Source organism: Streptomyces sp. NPDC048637, assembly GCF_040650675.1.
GTDB lineage: Bacteria > Actinomycetota > Actinomycetes > Streptomycetales > Streptomycetaceae > Streptomyces.
Map to the genome: position 1 here is coordinate 168,487 of NZ_JBEZHQ010000002.1, position 14,774 is coordinate 183,260.

The 14,774-nt window shown below is 70.0% G+C and carries 16 protein-coding genes; 13 read left to right on the forward strand and 3 right to left on the reverse strand.

Annotated features, from left to right (window positions below):
* The first annotated feature begins 53 nt into the window (after positions 1-53).
* The 4 genes from AB0C46_RS03555 to AB0C46_RS03570 all read left to right on the forward strand — a co-directional run bounded on the left by AB0C46_RS03555 (position 54) and on the right by AB0C46_RS03570 (position 3,038).
* Complete coding sequence (locus AB0C46_RS03555; RefSeq protein ID WP_362825378.1) at positions 54-392, forward strand: peptidase inhibitor family I36 protein; 339 nt, start codon at positions 54-56, stop codon at positions 390-392.
* Positions 393-869: 477 nt separating this feature from the next.
* Positions 870-1,346 carry a peptidoglycan-binding protein gene (locus AB0C46_RS03560; RefSeq protein ID WP_362825379.1) on the forward strand — a complete coding sequence of 159 codons (477 nt, stop codon included), beginning with the start codon at positions 870-872 and terminating at the stop codon, positions 1,344-1,346.
* Positions 1,347-1,607: 261 nt separating this feature from the next.
* A complete protein-coding gene (locus AB0C46_RS03565; protein ID WP_362825381.1) occupies positions 1,608-2,120 on the forward strand; it encodes a GNAT family N-acetyltransferase in 513 nt (170 codons plus the stop codon).
* A gap of 159 nt (positions 2,121-2,279) precedes the next feature.
* The gene (locus AB0C46_RS03570; protein ID WP_362825382.1) at positions 2,280-3,038 is read left to right on the forward strand and encodes a class I SAM-dependent methyltransferase; all 759 of its coding nucleotides are present in this window, start codon (positions 2,280-2,282) and stop codon (positions 3,036-3,038) included.
* A gap of 203 nt (positions 3,039-3,241) precedes the next feature.
* On the opposite strand, the gene AB0C46_RS03575 is transcribed toward AB0C46_RS03570, so the two are convergent.
* Entirely contained in the window at positions 3,242-4,213 is a 972-nt protein-coding gene (locus AB0C46_RS03575) for a bifunctional DNA primase/polymerase (protein WP_362825384.1), read from the reverse strand.
* Positions 4,214-4,822: 609 nt separating this feature from the next.
* Here AB0C46_RS03575 and AB0C46_RS03580 point away from each other — a divergent pair.
* From AB0C46_RS03580 to AB0C46_RS03620, 9 genes are all read left to right on the forward strand, one after another.
* The gene (locus AB0C46_RS03580) at positions 4,823-5,128 is read left to right on the forward strand and encodes a hypothetical protein (RefSeq protein ID WP_362825386.1); all 306 of its coding nucleotides are present in this window, start codon (positions 4,823-4,825) and stop codon (positions 5,126-5,128) included.
* 207 nt (positions 5,129-5,335) lie between these two features.
* Positions 5,336-6,613, forward strand: a complete 1,278-nt coding sequence (locus AB0C46_RS03585) for an acyl-CoA dehydrogenase family protein (RefSeq protein WP_362825388.1) — start codon at positions 5,336-5,338, stop codon at positions 6,611-6,613.
* Entirely contained in the window at positions 6,610-7,782 is a 1,173-nt protein-coding gene (locus tag AB0C46_RS03590) for an OB-fold domain-containing protein (RefSeq protein WP_362825390.1), read from the forward strand. The genes AB0C46_RS03585 and AB0C46_RS03590 overlap by 4 nt, the downstream gene beginning before the upstream one ends.
* Position 7,783: 1 nt before the next feature.
* A complete protein-coding gene (locus tag AB0C46_RS03595; RefSeq protein WP_362825392.1) occupies positions 7,784-8,962 on the forward strand; it encodes an acyl-CoA dehydrogenase family protein in 1,179 nt (392 codons plus the stop codon).
* A complete protein-coding gene (locus AB0C46_RS03600) occupies positions 8,959-9,351 on the forward strand; it encodes a MaoC family dehydratase (RefSeq protein WP_362825394.1) in 393 nt (130 codons plus the stop codon). Before AB0C46_RS03595 ends, AB0C46_RS03600 begins: the two co-directional genes overlap by 4 nt.
* Positions 9,348-10,514, forward strand: a complete 1,167-nt coding sequence (locus tag AB0C46_RS03605) for a lipid-transfer protein (RefSeq protein WP_362825396.1) — start codon at positions 9,348-9,350, stop codon at positions 10,512-10,514. The genes AB0C46_RS03600 and AB0C46_RS03605 overlap by 4 nt, the downstream gene beginning before the upstream one ends.
* Before the next feature lie 184 nt (positions 10,515-10,698).
* Complete coding sequence (locus tag AB0C46_RS03610) at positions 10,699-11,235, forward strand: SigE family RNA polymerase sigma factor (protein ID WP_362825398.1); 537 nt, start codon at positions 10,699-10,701, stop codon at positions 11,233-11,235.
* Between the two features lie 216 nt (positions 11,236-11,451).
* Positions 11,452-12,600 carry a methyltransferase domain-containing protein gene (locus AB0C46_RS03615; RefSeq protein WP_362825400.1) on the forward strand — a complete coding sequence of 383 codons (1,149 nt, stop codon included), beginning with the start codon at positions 11,452-11,454 and terminating at the stop codon, positions 12,598-12,600.
* 108 nt (positions 12,601-12,708) lie between these two features.
* Entirely contained in the window at positions 12,709-13,032 is a 324-nt protein-coding gene (locus AB0C46_RS03620) for a hypothetical protein (RefSeq protein ID WP_362825402.1), read from the forward strand.
* Between the two features lie 71 nt (positions 13,033-13,103).
* Here AB0C46_RS03620 and AB0C46_RS03625 read toward each other — a convergent pair whose 3' ends face one another.
* Positions 13,104-14,117: a sporulation-delaying protein SdpB family protein gene (locus AB0C46_RS03625; protein WP_362825403.1), complete on the reverse strand. Its 1,014-nt coding sequence runs from the start codon at positions 14,115-14,117 to the stop codon at positions 13,104-13,106.
* Positions 14,108-14,713, reverse strand: a complete 606-nt coding sequence (locus AB0C46_RS03630) for an SdpA family antimicrobial peptide system protein (protein WP_362825405.1) — start codon at positions 14,711-14,713, stop codon at positions 14,108-14,110. Before AB0C46_RS03630 ends, AB0C46_RS03625 begins: the two co-directional genes overlap by 10 nt.
* Between the last annotated feature and the right edge of the window lie 61 nt (positions 14,714-14,774).

Below are 14,774 nucleotides of genomic sequence, written 5' to 3' on the forward strand. Positions count from 1 at the left end.
TGGGATGCTCGTTTCTGACCATGATCAAAATCGGGGAATCAGGAGTACCACCCTTGAGGACGAAGCTCATCGCACTCGGCGGCGCTGCGCTCATCGCGACGCTGCCGCTGCTCGCCACCGACACCGCATCCGCCTCGTCCGTCTGCCGGAAGGGCTCGGTCTGCACGTGGTCGAAGAATGACTTCGGCGGCAAGAAGAGCACCAGCGGCCTGAACCCCTCGCCGGGCTGCTACCCGTGGGGCGGCAAGACCGTCTCCAACCAGACCAAGAAGAAGATCCGGGTGTACAGCGACGTCTCCTGCAACGGCAAGCAGGTCGACATCAAGCCCGGCCACTGGGGGCAGACCAAGCCGGGGGCGACGATCAAGTCCATCGCGGTCCTGGGCCCGTGACCTGCGGCTAGGAGTTACACAGCACCCGCAGAAAGCGAGACACAGTCCCGGCCGTCGCATCCCGACCCGGGGCCGTGTATCTGCCGGGGCGACCGCTGCGGGGTTGACGTCGAGTTAGTAGTGGTCAGCGACTTAGCTGGTCAGAAGGGGTGCCCGAGAGGATCGGGCGCCCCTTCTGCGTTTGGGGCGTCTCACCCCGATTCGGCCCTTCGGGGGCGGTGCGAGCAACATCGCCCCGCGCCCCGCGCCCCGCGTCCCGCGTCCCCGGCTCGTCAGCCGTCCGAGTTGGTTTATTGGGCCACTTTTTATTGAGGCATTCTTTCCTTTCGTTCGGTGGTCCTGGGGGAGTCGGGATTCTGTCATGCAGGTGGTGTGTTTCGGCGGTAAAATGACCCCGGTGAAGTTGGGAGTTGTGCGGTAAATGGCGGCCGTGGGGAAAACGTGCGGGTGCCTGGGAACGCTTCTAGCGTGAGTGTCATGAGCACTCAACAGACAACACAGGACAGGTACTACATCGTGGTGGCCGGTGACACGCTTTCCGGTATCGCCTCTCGCTTCCATACCACTGTGAAGCAGCTTCAGATCTGGAACAGCATTTCGGATCCGAACGTTATCAAGGTGGGGCAGCGGCTGATTGTTGCAAAGGCCTCGACGGGAGAGCCGCAGCCCGGCGATCCCAGCTTCGTTCCGTTCCCCGGGGGCGAATGGTTCAAGACCCTGCCGACCAGCCCGATCATCCAGATGATGGGGCTGCGCCTCGTGGAGGAAGGGTGCGGCGCCCCTTACGGGTTCAGCGGCCCCGGGCCCAAGTGGAATGACAAGCACCGTCAGGCCTATGCCTCCTTCCAGAGCGCCCTGGGATACTCGGGCTCGGATGCGGACGGCTGGCCGGGGCGGAAGTCCTGGGATCAGCTGCGTGTTCCGTTCCCGGAGGAGGACTGGGGCGGCGAGTGAGGCAAGCCGGTGCGCCGGTATGCCGCCCGTCCCAGCCGGTATGCCGGTCGACCCGCTTTTGCATAGCGTGGAATCCCTGCCGTGCGGCTGTCGGGCAATGTGACGGCCGCGGGGTGGGGATTGGTGTCGGGGGGATTGCTGTCGGGGTGGAGATTACTGTCAGGGTGGCACGGTAAAGTGGTGGTGGAATCTGGAATTGAATTCCAGACATGATGCGGAAAGTGGGCAGTGGTCACGGTGGGTGCGCGGCGGGCAGGGGGAATGGGTGGGGCCCGGCGTGGGTCTGTGCTGATCCGGCGGGCCGAGGGGCGGGATGCCGGGCGGCTCACTCGGCTGGTACGGAATTCTCGCGCTTACGAGGGCCGGTATTCGTCGATGGTCGAGGGCTATCGAGTGGGGCCGGACTACATCGAAGCGCATCGGGTGTTCGTCGCCGTGGAGGACGGTGCCGGCGGTGCGGGCCCGGGTGAGCGGGAGGCCGAGCGGGTGCTGGGGTTCTATGCGCTCATGGTGGAGCCGGCCGAGCTGGACCTGATGTTTGTGGCGGATCAGGCCCAGGGGTACGGCATCGGGCGCCGGCTGGTCGCGCATCTGCGGGACGAGGCGCGGCGCGCCGGACTCGACAGCGTGCGGGTGGTGGCGCATCCGCCCGCCGAGGGTTTCTACCGCAGCATGGGAGCCCGGCCGGTCGGAACGGTGCCGGCGAATCCACCTGCGGTGATGTGGGACCGGCCGGAGTTCGCCTTCCCGGTGGGGCCCGACGGGGAAGGATGACCGCGTGACCCCGTGACCCCGTGACCCCGTGACCCCGTGACCGCGGGGCGGGACGAGGCGGGGTGGGGCGCGAGCGAGCGAGGGGCCAGGTGGCAGGCCCCCGGCAGGGGCGGCGTAAATCGTTGGCCAGGCAGGGCCTTGTGCGGTGATTGTGTTGGTATGACGCGATCATTTGAGGAGCTGGTGGCCGAGGCCGAGGCCGTATCGGTCGAGGGGTGGGACTTCTCGTGGCTGGCGGGGCGGGCCACGGAGGAGCGGCCCTCGTGGGGATATCAGCGGGCGATGGGTGAGCGCTTGGCGCGCGCGTCGGCGGCGCTGGACATCCAGACGGGCGGCGGTGAGGTGCTCGCCGGGGCGGCGAAGCTGCCGCCGGTGATGGTGGCCACGGAGTCCTGGCCGCCGAATGTCGCCAAGGCCACCGCGCTGTTGCATCCGCTCGGCGCGGTGGTGGTGGCCGATGCGGACGAGCCGCCGCTGCCGTTCGCCGATGAGGCCTTCGACCTGGTGACGAGCCGTCATCCGGTGACCGTGTGGTGGGAGGAGATCGCCCGGGTGCTGCGGCCCGGCGGCACCTACTTCTCCCAACAGGTCGGTCCGGCCAGTGTGTTCGAGCTGGTGGAGTACTTCCTGGGGCCGCAGCCGGAGCACATACGGCGCGCCCGTCATTCCGAGGATGCGCGCCGGGCGGCGGAGGCCGCGGGCCTTGAGGTGGTCGATCTGCGCGCGGAGTCGCTGCGGACCGAGTTCTTCGACATCGGGGCGGTCATCTACTTCCTGCGGAAGGTGGTGTGGATGGTCCCCGGCTTCACGGTTGCTCAATACCGGGACCGGTTGCGGGAGTTGGACGAGCTGATTCGCAGGGAGGGGGCCTTTGTGGCGCAGACGACCCGGTTCCTGATCGAGGCGCGGAAGGCGTAATCGGGCGCGGAAGATGTAATCGAGGCACGGATGGCGTAACCGAGGCGCTGAAGGCGAAATCGAGGCGGGGAAGGCGTAGGCCTCGTCGGGCCGATCCTGTTGGCCGCGCCGTCTGCCGGCCGTCCCTCTGCCTGCGCCGTCTGTCGGCCGTCCCCTCTGCCCGCGCCGTCTGTCGGCCGTCCTCCTGCCAGTGGCCGTCCCCTCTACCGGCGGCGGGCCGCCGAGGCGATTGTCGCGCGGGCCTCCTCTGTGGACAGGCCGGTGTGGCGGGCGGCCTCCGTCAGCCTGGCGGCGAGTTCCTGGCCGAGGCCGGACTCCTCGGCGCGGCAGGCGGCCCAGAAGAGCCGGGCATTGCGCTGGCCGGGCGGGGACGCCCGGACGAACCGTATGAGCGCCGCGGCGGGCTGGGGCGGGACGCCGTACAGCGACTCGCGGTGGGCGGGCGGGGGCGGGGCCGTGAGGAGGGTGAGCAGAGTGCCCGGTACGGGGGCGGGGCGGTGCGGTGCGTCCGGTGCGCGGACATACCGGCCGTGGGTGGTGAGCGAGCCGGGGCCGACGAGATAGCCGCCCGCGCCGCGGACGTCGATGCCCGGGGCGAGCCGGCCGACCGAATTCGATACGGGCAGTGAGGCCGGACCGGTGAACCAGAGGTGGCGGCCGCCGCTTGGGGTCAGGACCGTGACGGTCGGCGGGATCGGGAAGTCGTGCTGTTCGGCGAGGAATCGGAGGGCGGTGAGGCCGTCGGCGCCGTTCTTGGTGTCGAGGTCGATGCCGATGAGGTGGTGTGGGGGCCGTCCGCAGGCGATTCCGTAGCCGGTGGCCCACGGGGCGGCGGCGAACATCCGGCGGACGGCGAGCGGGTCGGTACGCGCATCGTGTATGCCGTGCCCGAGCCGGCCGCATGCGCCGCGGCAGGGCGGGACCTCGGGGTGCCCGCGGTGCGGGGACCGGAGGGCGGGGAGTTTGCTGCGGGTCAGCGGGATGACGGGGTAGCCGGCCTCGGCGGCGAGGAGTGCCTGGGCGAGCGCGGCGGCGGGTGCGTCCGTGGGCCGGGCGGGGTGCAGGTCGGCCCACGGATCGGGCTGTCGGCCGTCCCCTGGGTCGGGTCGGCCGCCGGCCCAGGGATCGGGCGGGTGGTCGGTCGGTGTTCCGGCATGGCGGCGGTGCATGGCCATGGCTCTATTTTCGTACGAATGTTCGACGAAGGGAAGGGGGCGTGTGCGCAGTGAGCCCGCGCGCCGGGTTCGTCAGTGCGCCGGGTGGGCTCGTCGGCCGTGCGGCGGCCGTGCCGCAGGCGGGCTCACGGCGGGACCGGGCGTCGCCGCGGGGCTGTGACCGGGGTGACGGGTGCGACAGGGGTTTACCCGGGATTCCTCATGCTTGCGGGGGAATCGCTGCTTCGCGACGGGTTCACCGGGGATTCGCGGGCAAAGCTGAGTTCGCGACGTCGAGACAAGCATTGTGGGGTCGGCCAACTACCCGATGAGCAATTGGAGTTCGGTAATCCGGATTCGGATCGAGCAACTGGATCGAGCAAGGAAGACCGGCAGGCGGGCCCAGCAGGCGGACCCGTCACCGCAGACCCAGAGCGCAGTCCCAGCACCGCAGGCCCAGCACCGCAGACCCAGAACGCAGACCCAGCACCGCAGGCTCGCCAATGCAGGCCCGCCAAGGCCGGCGCCCGCCAAGACAGGCACCCGGCAAGACCGGCGCCCGCCAAGGCCGGACCGCCCAGCAGTCCCGCAGGTCGGATCCAGAAGTCGTGTTCCGTAGGAGGAATAGACATGGCAAGCACCCGTACCGCCCGCGTCATCGCCGTTGCCGCCGCACTGCCCTTTGCGGCCGCGCTGTTCACCGGCGTGGCGCAGGCCGACAACGGCGGCTTCGCGACCAGTGGGTCGAGTTCGGCGGCGACAAGCCAGACGGGGACCGGCGTCGGCGGCGACAACCTCGGCAACTCGACCACCGGTCAGCAGGTCGCCAACGGTGCCGGCGCCTCCAACCAGAACAACACCGCGAGCGTGAACGGCTCCGGCCCCACGGAGATCGACCAGACCAACGCCACCGTCACCTTCAACAACTTCGGGTGATCCGGCCCGCCGTGCGGGGGGTGCGGCGGCTGACCGGCAGGTGATACGTCAGGGCCGGCACGGAGAGAATGGGGCTTCTCCGGGGTTCACTGCGCCGACCTTGACAGCGAGCGGGTTTCTGACGGACAGTCAGAAACCCGCTCGCTCGTTCGTACGCCCGGACCCAGCGCACCGGGCGTACGGCCACCAGAAGGGGAGGCCGCCGACGTGCACCTCGCCCCCACCGCGCGCCAGGAGCGACTGCGCACCACACTCCGTTCGTACTTCCGGGAGGTGCTGCCGGACGGGCCGGTCGAGGACTCCGCGGCGCAGCGTGCGGTACTGCGCCGGATCGGCGCCGACGGCATGCTGGGCCTGGGCTGGCCGACCGCGTACGGAGGGCAGGGCCGCGGCCCCGACGAGCAGTTCGTCTTCTTCGACGAGGCGTACCGCGCGGGCGCCCCGGTCTCGATGGTCACTCTCAACACCGTCGGCCCGACCCTGATGAAGTACGGCACCCAGCAGCAGAAGGACTACTTCCTGCCGCGCATCCTCAGTGGCGAGCTCGTCTTCGCGATCGGCTATACGGAGCCCGAGGCCGGTACCGACCTCGCCGCCCTCCGCACTCGCGCGGTGAAGCAGCCGGGTGACGGCCGCACTCGCGCGGTGAAGCAGCCGGGTGACGCCCGTACCCGCGCGGTGAAGCAGCCGGGCGCCGGCCGTACCCGCACGGTGAATCCCCTCGGCGACGGCGCCCCCGAGGAGTCCCACTGGCTGATCAACGGCAGCAAGAGCTTCACCAGCAACGCCCACCGGGCCGACTGGATCTGGCTCGCCTGCCGCACCGACCCCGACGCGCCCAAGCACCGGGGCATCTCGATCATCCTGGTGCCCACCGACGCCGCCGGCTTCTCGTGGACGCCGATCGAGACCGTCGGCGGGCTCACGACCACCGCCACGTACTACGACGGCATACGCGTCCCGGCCGGGAACCTCGTCGGCGACGAGAACGCCGGCTGGCAGCTGATCACCAATCAGCTCAACCATGAACGCGTGGCGTTGGCCGCCATCGGTATGCAGGCCGAGGACGCGTTCGGCGCGGCGCTGGGGTACGCCCGTACGCCGGACCGGGAGACCGGCGAGCGGCCCGCCGAGCGCCCATGGGTACGGTCCCGGCTCGCCGAGGCACACGCCCGGCTGGCCGCCACCCGGCTGCTGAACTGGCGGCTGGTCGGTGATGTGGGCGCCGGGACGCTCAGCCCCGGCGACGCCAGCGGCGTCAAGTTCGCGGGGACGGAGAGCACCGTCGAGGTCTACCGGATGTGTCAGGAGGTGGCCGGTGACGCCGCCCTGGTACGGGCCGGTTCGCCGGGCGTCTTCGGGGACGGGGAGCTGGAGCGGATGAACCGTGCGGCACAGATCAACACCTTCGGGGGCGGAGTGAGCGAGGTCCAGCGGGAGATCGTCGCGACGATGCGGCTGGGGATGCGGAGGGGGCGGCGATGAGCGGGGCGTCCCCTGAGGGGCCGACGGCGGCCGGGCCCGGCGACAGGCCTCCCACCGAGCTCACACACGACCAGCTCAAGGCCTATGAGGGCCGGCCGACCGCGGCCGCCGGTGTGGGGAAGGACCTGGTCAACGAGCCGATGATCCGGCACTGGTGCGAAGCCGTGGGCGACACCAACCCCGCCTACCGGGGGCCGGACGCCGTCGCTCCGCCGACCATGCTGCAGGCCTGGACCATGGGCGGCCTCTCCGGCCACGCGGACCGCTCGGGGGCGTACGACGAACTGTCCGGGCTGCTGGACAGCGCCGGGTACACCTCCATCGTGGCCACCGACTGCGAGCAGGAGTATCTGCGGCCGCTGCGGCCCGGTGACCGGATCACCTTCGACTCGGTGATCGAATCGGTGTCGGAGCGCAAGACCACGAAGCTGGGTGCCGGGCACTTCATCACGACGCGGATGGATATCCGCGCGGACGGCGAGCCGGCCGGGACGCACCGCTTCCGGGTCCTCAAGTACGCCCCGGCCGCCCGGCCCCCCAAAACGGCCGAGCAGCGCAATGAGCCCGAGCAGCGCAATGAACCCGCGCCGCGCACGGCGCCCGAGCGGCGCACACCGCGGCGCCCCCGCCCCGTCATCAACCGCGACAACGCCGGCTTCTGGGAGGGCGTCCGCGGGCACCGGCTGCTGATCCAGCGCTGCACGGGCTGCCGGACGCTGCGCTTCCCCTGGCTGCCGGGGTGCAACACCTGCGGGTCACCGGAGTGGGACACCGTCGAGGCGAGCGGCGCGGGAACGGTCTTCTCCTACGTCGTGATGCACCATCCGCCCTTCCCCGCCTTCACGTTCACCGACCAACCGGCCGACGGGGCGGGTCCGGACCCGGCGGCCCCCGACGCAGCAGGACCCGACGCACCAGGGTCCGAGGCGCCACGGTCCGACGCACCAGGACCCGACACGGCGACCCCCCACGCAGCGACCCCCTACGCAGCGACCCCCTACGCGGTCGGGTTGATCGAGCTGGCGGAGGGCGTGCGGATGGTCAGCAATGTCGTCGGCGTTCCCTGCGACAAGGTGCGGATCGGGATGCCCGTGCGGCTCGAATTCCTGCGTGCGGACGAGGAGTTGGAGCTGCCGGTCTTCCGGGTGGCCGAGGGCGGTGAGGGGTGAGATGGACTTCACGCCCACGCCGGAACAGACGGCGGCCCGTGAGCTGGCCGCGGAGATCTTCGGCGACCTGTCCACACCGGAGCGCCTCGCCGCAGGCGGCAGCGGTACCGACGCCGACCTGTGGAAGGCGCTGTGCGCGGCCGGTCTGCCGGGCGCCGCGGAGGAGACCGGCCTGCTCGGACTCGTCCTGATGCTGGAGGAGCAGGGCCGTACGACGGCGCAGGTGCCGTTCGCCGCGACCTGTGTGTACGGCCTGCTGGCGATCGGCGCGCACGGCAGTGCGGAGCAGCGGGCGCGCCTGCTGCCGGAGCTGCGGTCCGGCGAAGCGGTCGCCACTGGGGCCTTTCCGGCGCGCCGTGGTGGCGTACGGGCCGAGGAGGCGGCGGACGGGACGGGGCGGCTGACCGGCCTCGTCCCCGTGGTGCCGTGGCTGCGCGACGCCACCCATGTCCTGGTGCCGGACGGGACCACGCAGACGCTGTGGCTCGTACGCCCCGACGGCGCCGGGGCGCGGCGGGACCCGGTCGAGACCACCGCACCGTGGTCGGCGGGCGGCCTCACCCTGGACGGTGCCCCGGCCGAACGTCTGGGCCACGCCCCCCAGGCCCCCACCCGCACCGCCGAGCCCGTCGGTCGGGAGTCCCCCGGCCGGGAGTCCCCCGGCCGGAAGACCCCCGGCCGCGCGGCCTACGCCGAAATCCTGGACCTGGCCCGGACCGCCTTCGCCGGTCTCCAGGCCGGCGTCTGTGCCGGCTCCCTGGCCCGTGCGGTGGCCCACACCACCACCCGCGAACAGTTCGGCCGCCCGCTCTCCACGAACCAGGGCGTGCTGCTGCGCGCCGCCGACGCCCACATGGACACCGAGGCCATCCGGCTCACCGCCTACGAGGCGGCCTGGCGCCGGGACGCGGGCCTGGACGCCGGACCGGAAGCGCTGACCGCTGCCTGGTGGGCGTCCGAGGCGGGCACCCGCGTGGTGCACACCGGCCAGCATCTGCACGGCGGTATCGGCGCCGACGTCGACCACCCCGTCCACCGGCACTTCCTCTGGGGCAGACAGCTCGCCGGATATCTGGGCTCGGGAGCCGAAGCCCTGGAGGAACTCGGCGAGTTGCTCACCGGGGAGCGCTCGGCACCGGCCGCCCGCCCGGACCAGCCGCCCCGGACGGAGGCCCCATGAAACCCGGTGACGAGCTCCCCACCCTCACCATCCCCCTCACCCGCACCCTGATCGTCGCCGGAGCGCTGGCCTCCCGCGACTACCAGGACGTGCACCACGACGCCGAAGCGGCCCGTGAGAAGGGTTCCCCGGAGATCTTCATGAACATCCTCACCACCAACGGGCTCGTCGGCCGCTACATCACCGACCACTTCGGCCCGCGCTGCACCCTGCGCAAGGTCGCCATCCGCCTGGGCGCCCCCAACTACCCGGGAGACACCATGGTGTTGAGCGGAACCATCACCGAGGTGACGGACGGTGCGGCGGTGGTGCGGGTCGTCGGCGCGAACGGCATCGGCCACCACGTCACCGGCACGGTGACCGTGGGCCTCCCGGAGGGCACGGTATGAGCGTCCACCGCCCCGACTCCCTCGGCGGCCGGGCCGCCATCGCCGGCATTGGCGCGACCGAGTTCTCCAAGGACTCCGGCCGCAGCGAACTGCAACTGGCCGTCGAGGCCGTACGCGCTGCCCTCGACGACGCCGGGCTGACCCCCGCGGACGTCGACGGGCTGGTCACCTTCACCATGGACACCAACCCCGAGATCACCGTCGCCCAGGCGGCCGGCATCGGTGAGCTCTCGTTCTTCTCCCGGGTCCACTACGGGGGCGGCGCGGCCTGCGCCACCATCCAGCAGGCGGCCCTGGCCGTCGCCACCGGCATCGCCGAAGTCGTCGTCTGCTACCGCGCGTTCAACGAGCGCTCCGGCCGCCGCTTCGGCTCCGGCGTACAGCAGCGGGAGCCCTCCGCCGAGGGCGCGGCGCTCGGCTGGAACCTCCCCTTCGGCCTGCTCACCCCCGCCTCCTGGGTCGCCATGGCCGCCCAGCGCTACCTCCACACGTACGGTCTGACCCCGGACGCCTTCGGGCCGGTCGCGGTCACCGACCGGCGCCACGCCGCCCGCAACCCGGCCGCGTACTTCCACAACAAGCCCATCACCCTCGCCGACCACGCCGCCTCCCGCTGGATCGTGGAGCCGCTGCGGCTGCTGGACTGCTGCCAGGAGACGGACGGCGCCCAGGCGATCGTGGTGACCACGCCCGAGCGGGCCCGCGCGCTGCCCCACCCACCTGCGGTGATCAGGGCCGCGGCACAGGGCGCGGGCCGCGCCCAGGAGCAGATGACCAGCTTCTACCGCGACGGTCTGGCCGGCCTCCCCGAGATGAACGTGGTCGCCCGCCAGCTCTGGCGGACCGCCGCCCTCACCCCCGCCGACATCGACGTGGCGATCCTCTACGACCACTTCACCCCCTTCGTGCTGATGCAGCTGGAGGAGTTCGGCTTCTGCGCGCCCGGCGAGGCCGCGGACTTCGTCGCCGCGGACACCCTCGCCCTGAACACCCACGGCGGCCAGCTCGGCGAGGCCTACCTGCACGGCATGAACGGCATCGCCGAGGCCGTCCGCCAGCTCCGCGGCACCTCCGTCAACCAGGCGGGCACCCCCGCGCATGTGCTGGTCACCGCGGGCACGGGGGTGCCGACCTCGGGGCTGGTCCTCGGCGCGGACGGCTGACAGGGCCGCCTGCACCCGAAACCGTGATCGCAGAACTTTCGGGTCGGCCCCCTCTAGGCCCTTCGTCTCGCCCTGTCCCCCCTGAGGAGGTAAGGCAGACCCCACCCCTACAACTTGAGACGGATGCCGCTTCGGCACCTGGGGGCGATCCGTACACCCCACCCTCGCTCCTAGCGTGGTGCCCATGACCACGCCAGTGTGCACCAGCGCTTCGACCGCCGCTGTGTTCCCGACGTTCTCGTCCTATGTACGGGCCCGGGGGCCGGTCCTGCTGCGCACTGCGCGGTCGATGTCACCCAACCCGAACGACGCCGAGGACCTCCTCCAGACGGCACTGACCAAGACCTATGTGGCCTGGGACCGTATCGAGGACCACCGCGCCCTGGACGGCTACGTCCGCCGCGCGCTGATCAACACCCGCACCTCCCAGTGGCGCAAGCGCAAGGTCGAGGAATTCGTCGTCGACGAGATGCCGGAGCCGGACCCGCTGCCGGCGCCCGATCCGGCCGAACTCCAGGGCCTGCGCGATGCGATGTGGCGCGCGGTGATGCGACTGCCCGCCCGCCAGCGGGCCATGGTCGTCCTGAGGTATTACGAGGACCTGAGCGAGGCCCAGACCGCCGAGGTCATGGAGGTCTCGATCGGCACGGTCAAGAGCGCCGTCTCCCGCGCCCTGGCCAAACTCCGGGAAGACCCGGAACTGGCGATGCTGTCGGCCTGATCCGGACCGTAGTGCGGCCCGATCGAGTGCACCCGGCAAATGCGCCCTTCCCTCACTTCTCCGGCCGGCCATACGCTCTCCGTAGCTGACTGAGCAGGCGAAGGAGGACAAAGTGAGCAAGCATCGCAGCCCGATCGGAGATGACGGACAGCAGCCGGGCCGGCCGATCCCACCCGCCCCCGAACCGACCCCGCCGCCGAAGCCTGAGCAGGCTCGTTGACCTCGTCTCCGGCGCCTGACGAAGCCATCGGCGATCTGCTGGACCAGATCGCCGATCAGCTCGGTGGCCCCGTCCCGGCTCCCCTGCGCGCTGCCCTGCACGCCGTGCCCCGCCACCTCTTTCTGCCGCCCACCCTGTGGTTGCGCGACGGGAACGGCGGCTACGAGCCGTGTGAGCGGGAGAGCGCACCCGACCGCTGGTGGCGCGCGGCATACCGCGACGCCCCTCTCGTCACCCAGTTCACCGAGGGTCCCGACGGCGATCGTGTCCCGTCCTCCTCCGCGTCGATGCCCAGCGTGGTGGTACGGATGCTGATGGCGCTCGATGCGCGGGCGGAGCACTCGGTGCTGGAGATCGGCACCGGCACCGGATTCAACGCGGCCTTGCTCGCCTTCCTCTGCGGCGCGGGGAACGTGACGTCGCTCGACGTCGACCCCGAGCTGACGCGCCGCGCACAGCGGGCGCTGGAGGCCAGTGGGCAGCAGCCGGACGTGGTGTGTGCGGATGGCGCGGGCGGCTGGCAGCCGAACGCTCCCTACGACCGGATCATCTCCACCTGCGCCGTGCGAACGGTGCCGCTTTCCTGGCTGGAGCAGACCTCGCCCGGCGGGCTCATCGTCACGCCCTGGGACACCCCTTGGTGCAACTTCGGGACGCTCATCGCCACCAAGCGGAGGGACGGGACCGCCGAGGGTGTGCTCGCTCCCTACGGTGCGTTCATGCTGATGAGAGCCCAGCGGGTCGATGTCGAGCTGCACCGCGACGTGCTGCGCGACGGCCAGAAACCCGATCGGTCCGTCACGGAGCTGTCTCCCTGGTCAGTCGCCGGGACGGACCTCGATGCCCAGCTGCACATCGGCCTCCGGGTGCCCGGGACGTGGCATGCGTGGGACACCGAGGTGGCGGCGGCGCATACGCGGCTGTGGCTGGCCGACGACGAGGCGACGAGCTGGGCCAGTGTGGACTATGACGGCCGGCAGCTGTCGACGTTCGCGGTCGCTCAGTACGGCGCCAGGAGGCTGTGGGACGAGGTGGTCCAGGCGTACGAGGGGTACGTGGCCGCCGGCCGCCCGGGAGTGCGGCGGCAAAGGCTGCGGATTTCCCCCGATGGCTCGGGGACTCGTCACCAGGTGACCTCTGGCTGAGGGCCGGGCTCCGGCCCGTGTGGTGTGAGGGGTCAAAAATCCGCCATGCAACAGCCATTTTCTCGTGAATCCATTGATCACTACCACTGAGCCTTTTATTCTCAACACATGGCGGATCAAACGGCAGTTGTGGAAGTTCTCGTCAAACCGTCACCCATTGCAGCATGGTTTCATTACCTGATGACGCATCCGGTCATTGAGGTCGATGGTCAAAAATATGCCGTGAAATGGGGTACTTCAAGGGTTCCGGTGACTCCCGGTACACACTGCATCAGCGTGTATTTTCGCTACCGCGGACAAAAGAGCGCGCGGCTGGCCGAGGCGAGTAAGGAATTCTCGATAGCCGAAGCGTGCATGCATGTCACCGCGCGTCTCGGTCCACGCAATGGAAGCACGTTCCGGTTCGAAGAACCTGTGGCACGCCGGCAGTGACGGACGGGCGTCATGGAAGGCAGCCCGTCAGCGCTCTTGAGCGCTGACGGGCTGCCCTTGTTCGCCCTGCATCACACGGGAGAGACGGCCGCAGTGGACGCGGCAGCCGCACCGCACTCCGGGCACGGTACGGCGCTCCGGCCCGGGTTCTGCGCCTTGGCCTCCGCAGCGCCGCTGTCAAAGCCGGCGGCCACCGGTTCCGCCGTGCGGCGGTCCGGCGTCGCGCACACAATCGCCGAACCGATCATCACCAGCGCGAAGCTCCACAGGCCCATCGTGAGGATGATCGAGCCGTGCAGCACGATGTCCATGACCATGCCGGCCTTGCGCCGGCGACCGGAGGACAGCAGACACACCCCGATCGCGATTTCGATCAGCAGTGCCCCCCAGGTCAGGGAGACCACGACCAGCGGACTCTTGGACATCCATAGCAGAATGCCGTCCCAAGGCCAGCTCGCACCGAACATGCCGTCGCGCAGGAAGTAATACTCGGCAGTTCCATTGGCCCAGTCGGCCACACCGAACTTGCTGATGGCGCTGTCGAGGTAGAGATAGGCGATCTGCACCCGGATGGCCAGAAAAAAGGCCAGCGAAACGGTGCGCCACGACGGTGAAAGAGCGGTTTCCGGTCGATGCCATTGCCAGGTGCGACTGTCGGCCAGTCCGGCCGGAATCATCAGGAAGCACATGATCATGCCGACGGACTCACCACCGTCGGGCACTGAAATGCTGACCGCGACGGAATACGCGGCCCAGGCATGCGGGATCACGGTCCACCGAGGCCGATAACCACTCGCGGCCACGAGCAGCACAACGATCAGCAGCCACCGCCGGGGCTCCATGCCCACCGCATCGCCGCCGATACACCATGCGGAAGCGGCGCGAACGGTGTCACACCGCGGAAACTCGCCCATGCCGACGACCGGGACGAGCAGGGCCTTGGCGGGGGTCAGCAGTAGAACGCTCAGCTGAGCCACGGCAATGACGCTGCGTCCGACACCGAACCATCGGGAACGCAGATCATGATGTGCGGTGAACTCAGCAAGCCGACCGGCGAGAGATTGGACAGAGGTCGTTATCTGCATCGGATATCCAGGTGTGCGGCTTTGGCGACTCGCCTGAGATAAGGAACCTGTTCCCGGTAGCTCCACGGCACCGTCTTCTCCTGAGTGAGATAGGCGTCACCACACACCGTCGGCACCGGGCTTTCGTTCTTCACCCGCCACGCTCTTCCGCCGGACAACTCCCGCAGACAATCGGCGAGGGGGTCATCGCAGGCCGTCCAGTGCGCTGCCGCAGCTGCATTGAGAAACCCCAGCTCCGGCCCCTGGGCGCGTTGCGTGCGGGACAGCCCGAACAGGTTCGACGGGGCGCCCTGCGGCGTACGTAGCAGATTCCGTACCGAACCGTCTGCCCCCAGGGCATAGATACCGATCTGCGCGGTCTGGGGGTCACGGGTGAAGAAGGCCCAGTTCTCCGGCGTCAGGATGTTCAGGGCCTGCCTGGCAGCGCCCTTGGACTGCCGGCTGCTCAGCGCATTGCTCGGCAGGGTGTAGAAGAGGGACGCCGCGAGATAGCCGAAAAGGCAGAGCAATACAACGGCGAACAAGGCGAGTTGGCGTAGGGAGGCATGTGATTCCTCCGTGGATTTGAGGGTGTTTCCGGTGGGCGTATTGGCCATGCGGGCGGGACCTCGGGTGCGTGTCGTCCGGCGGATCAGCGGGGTGTGCCGGCCGTGATGG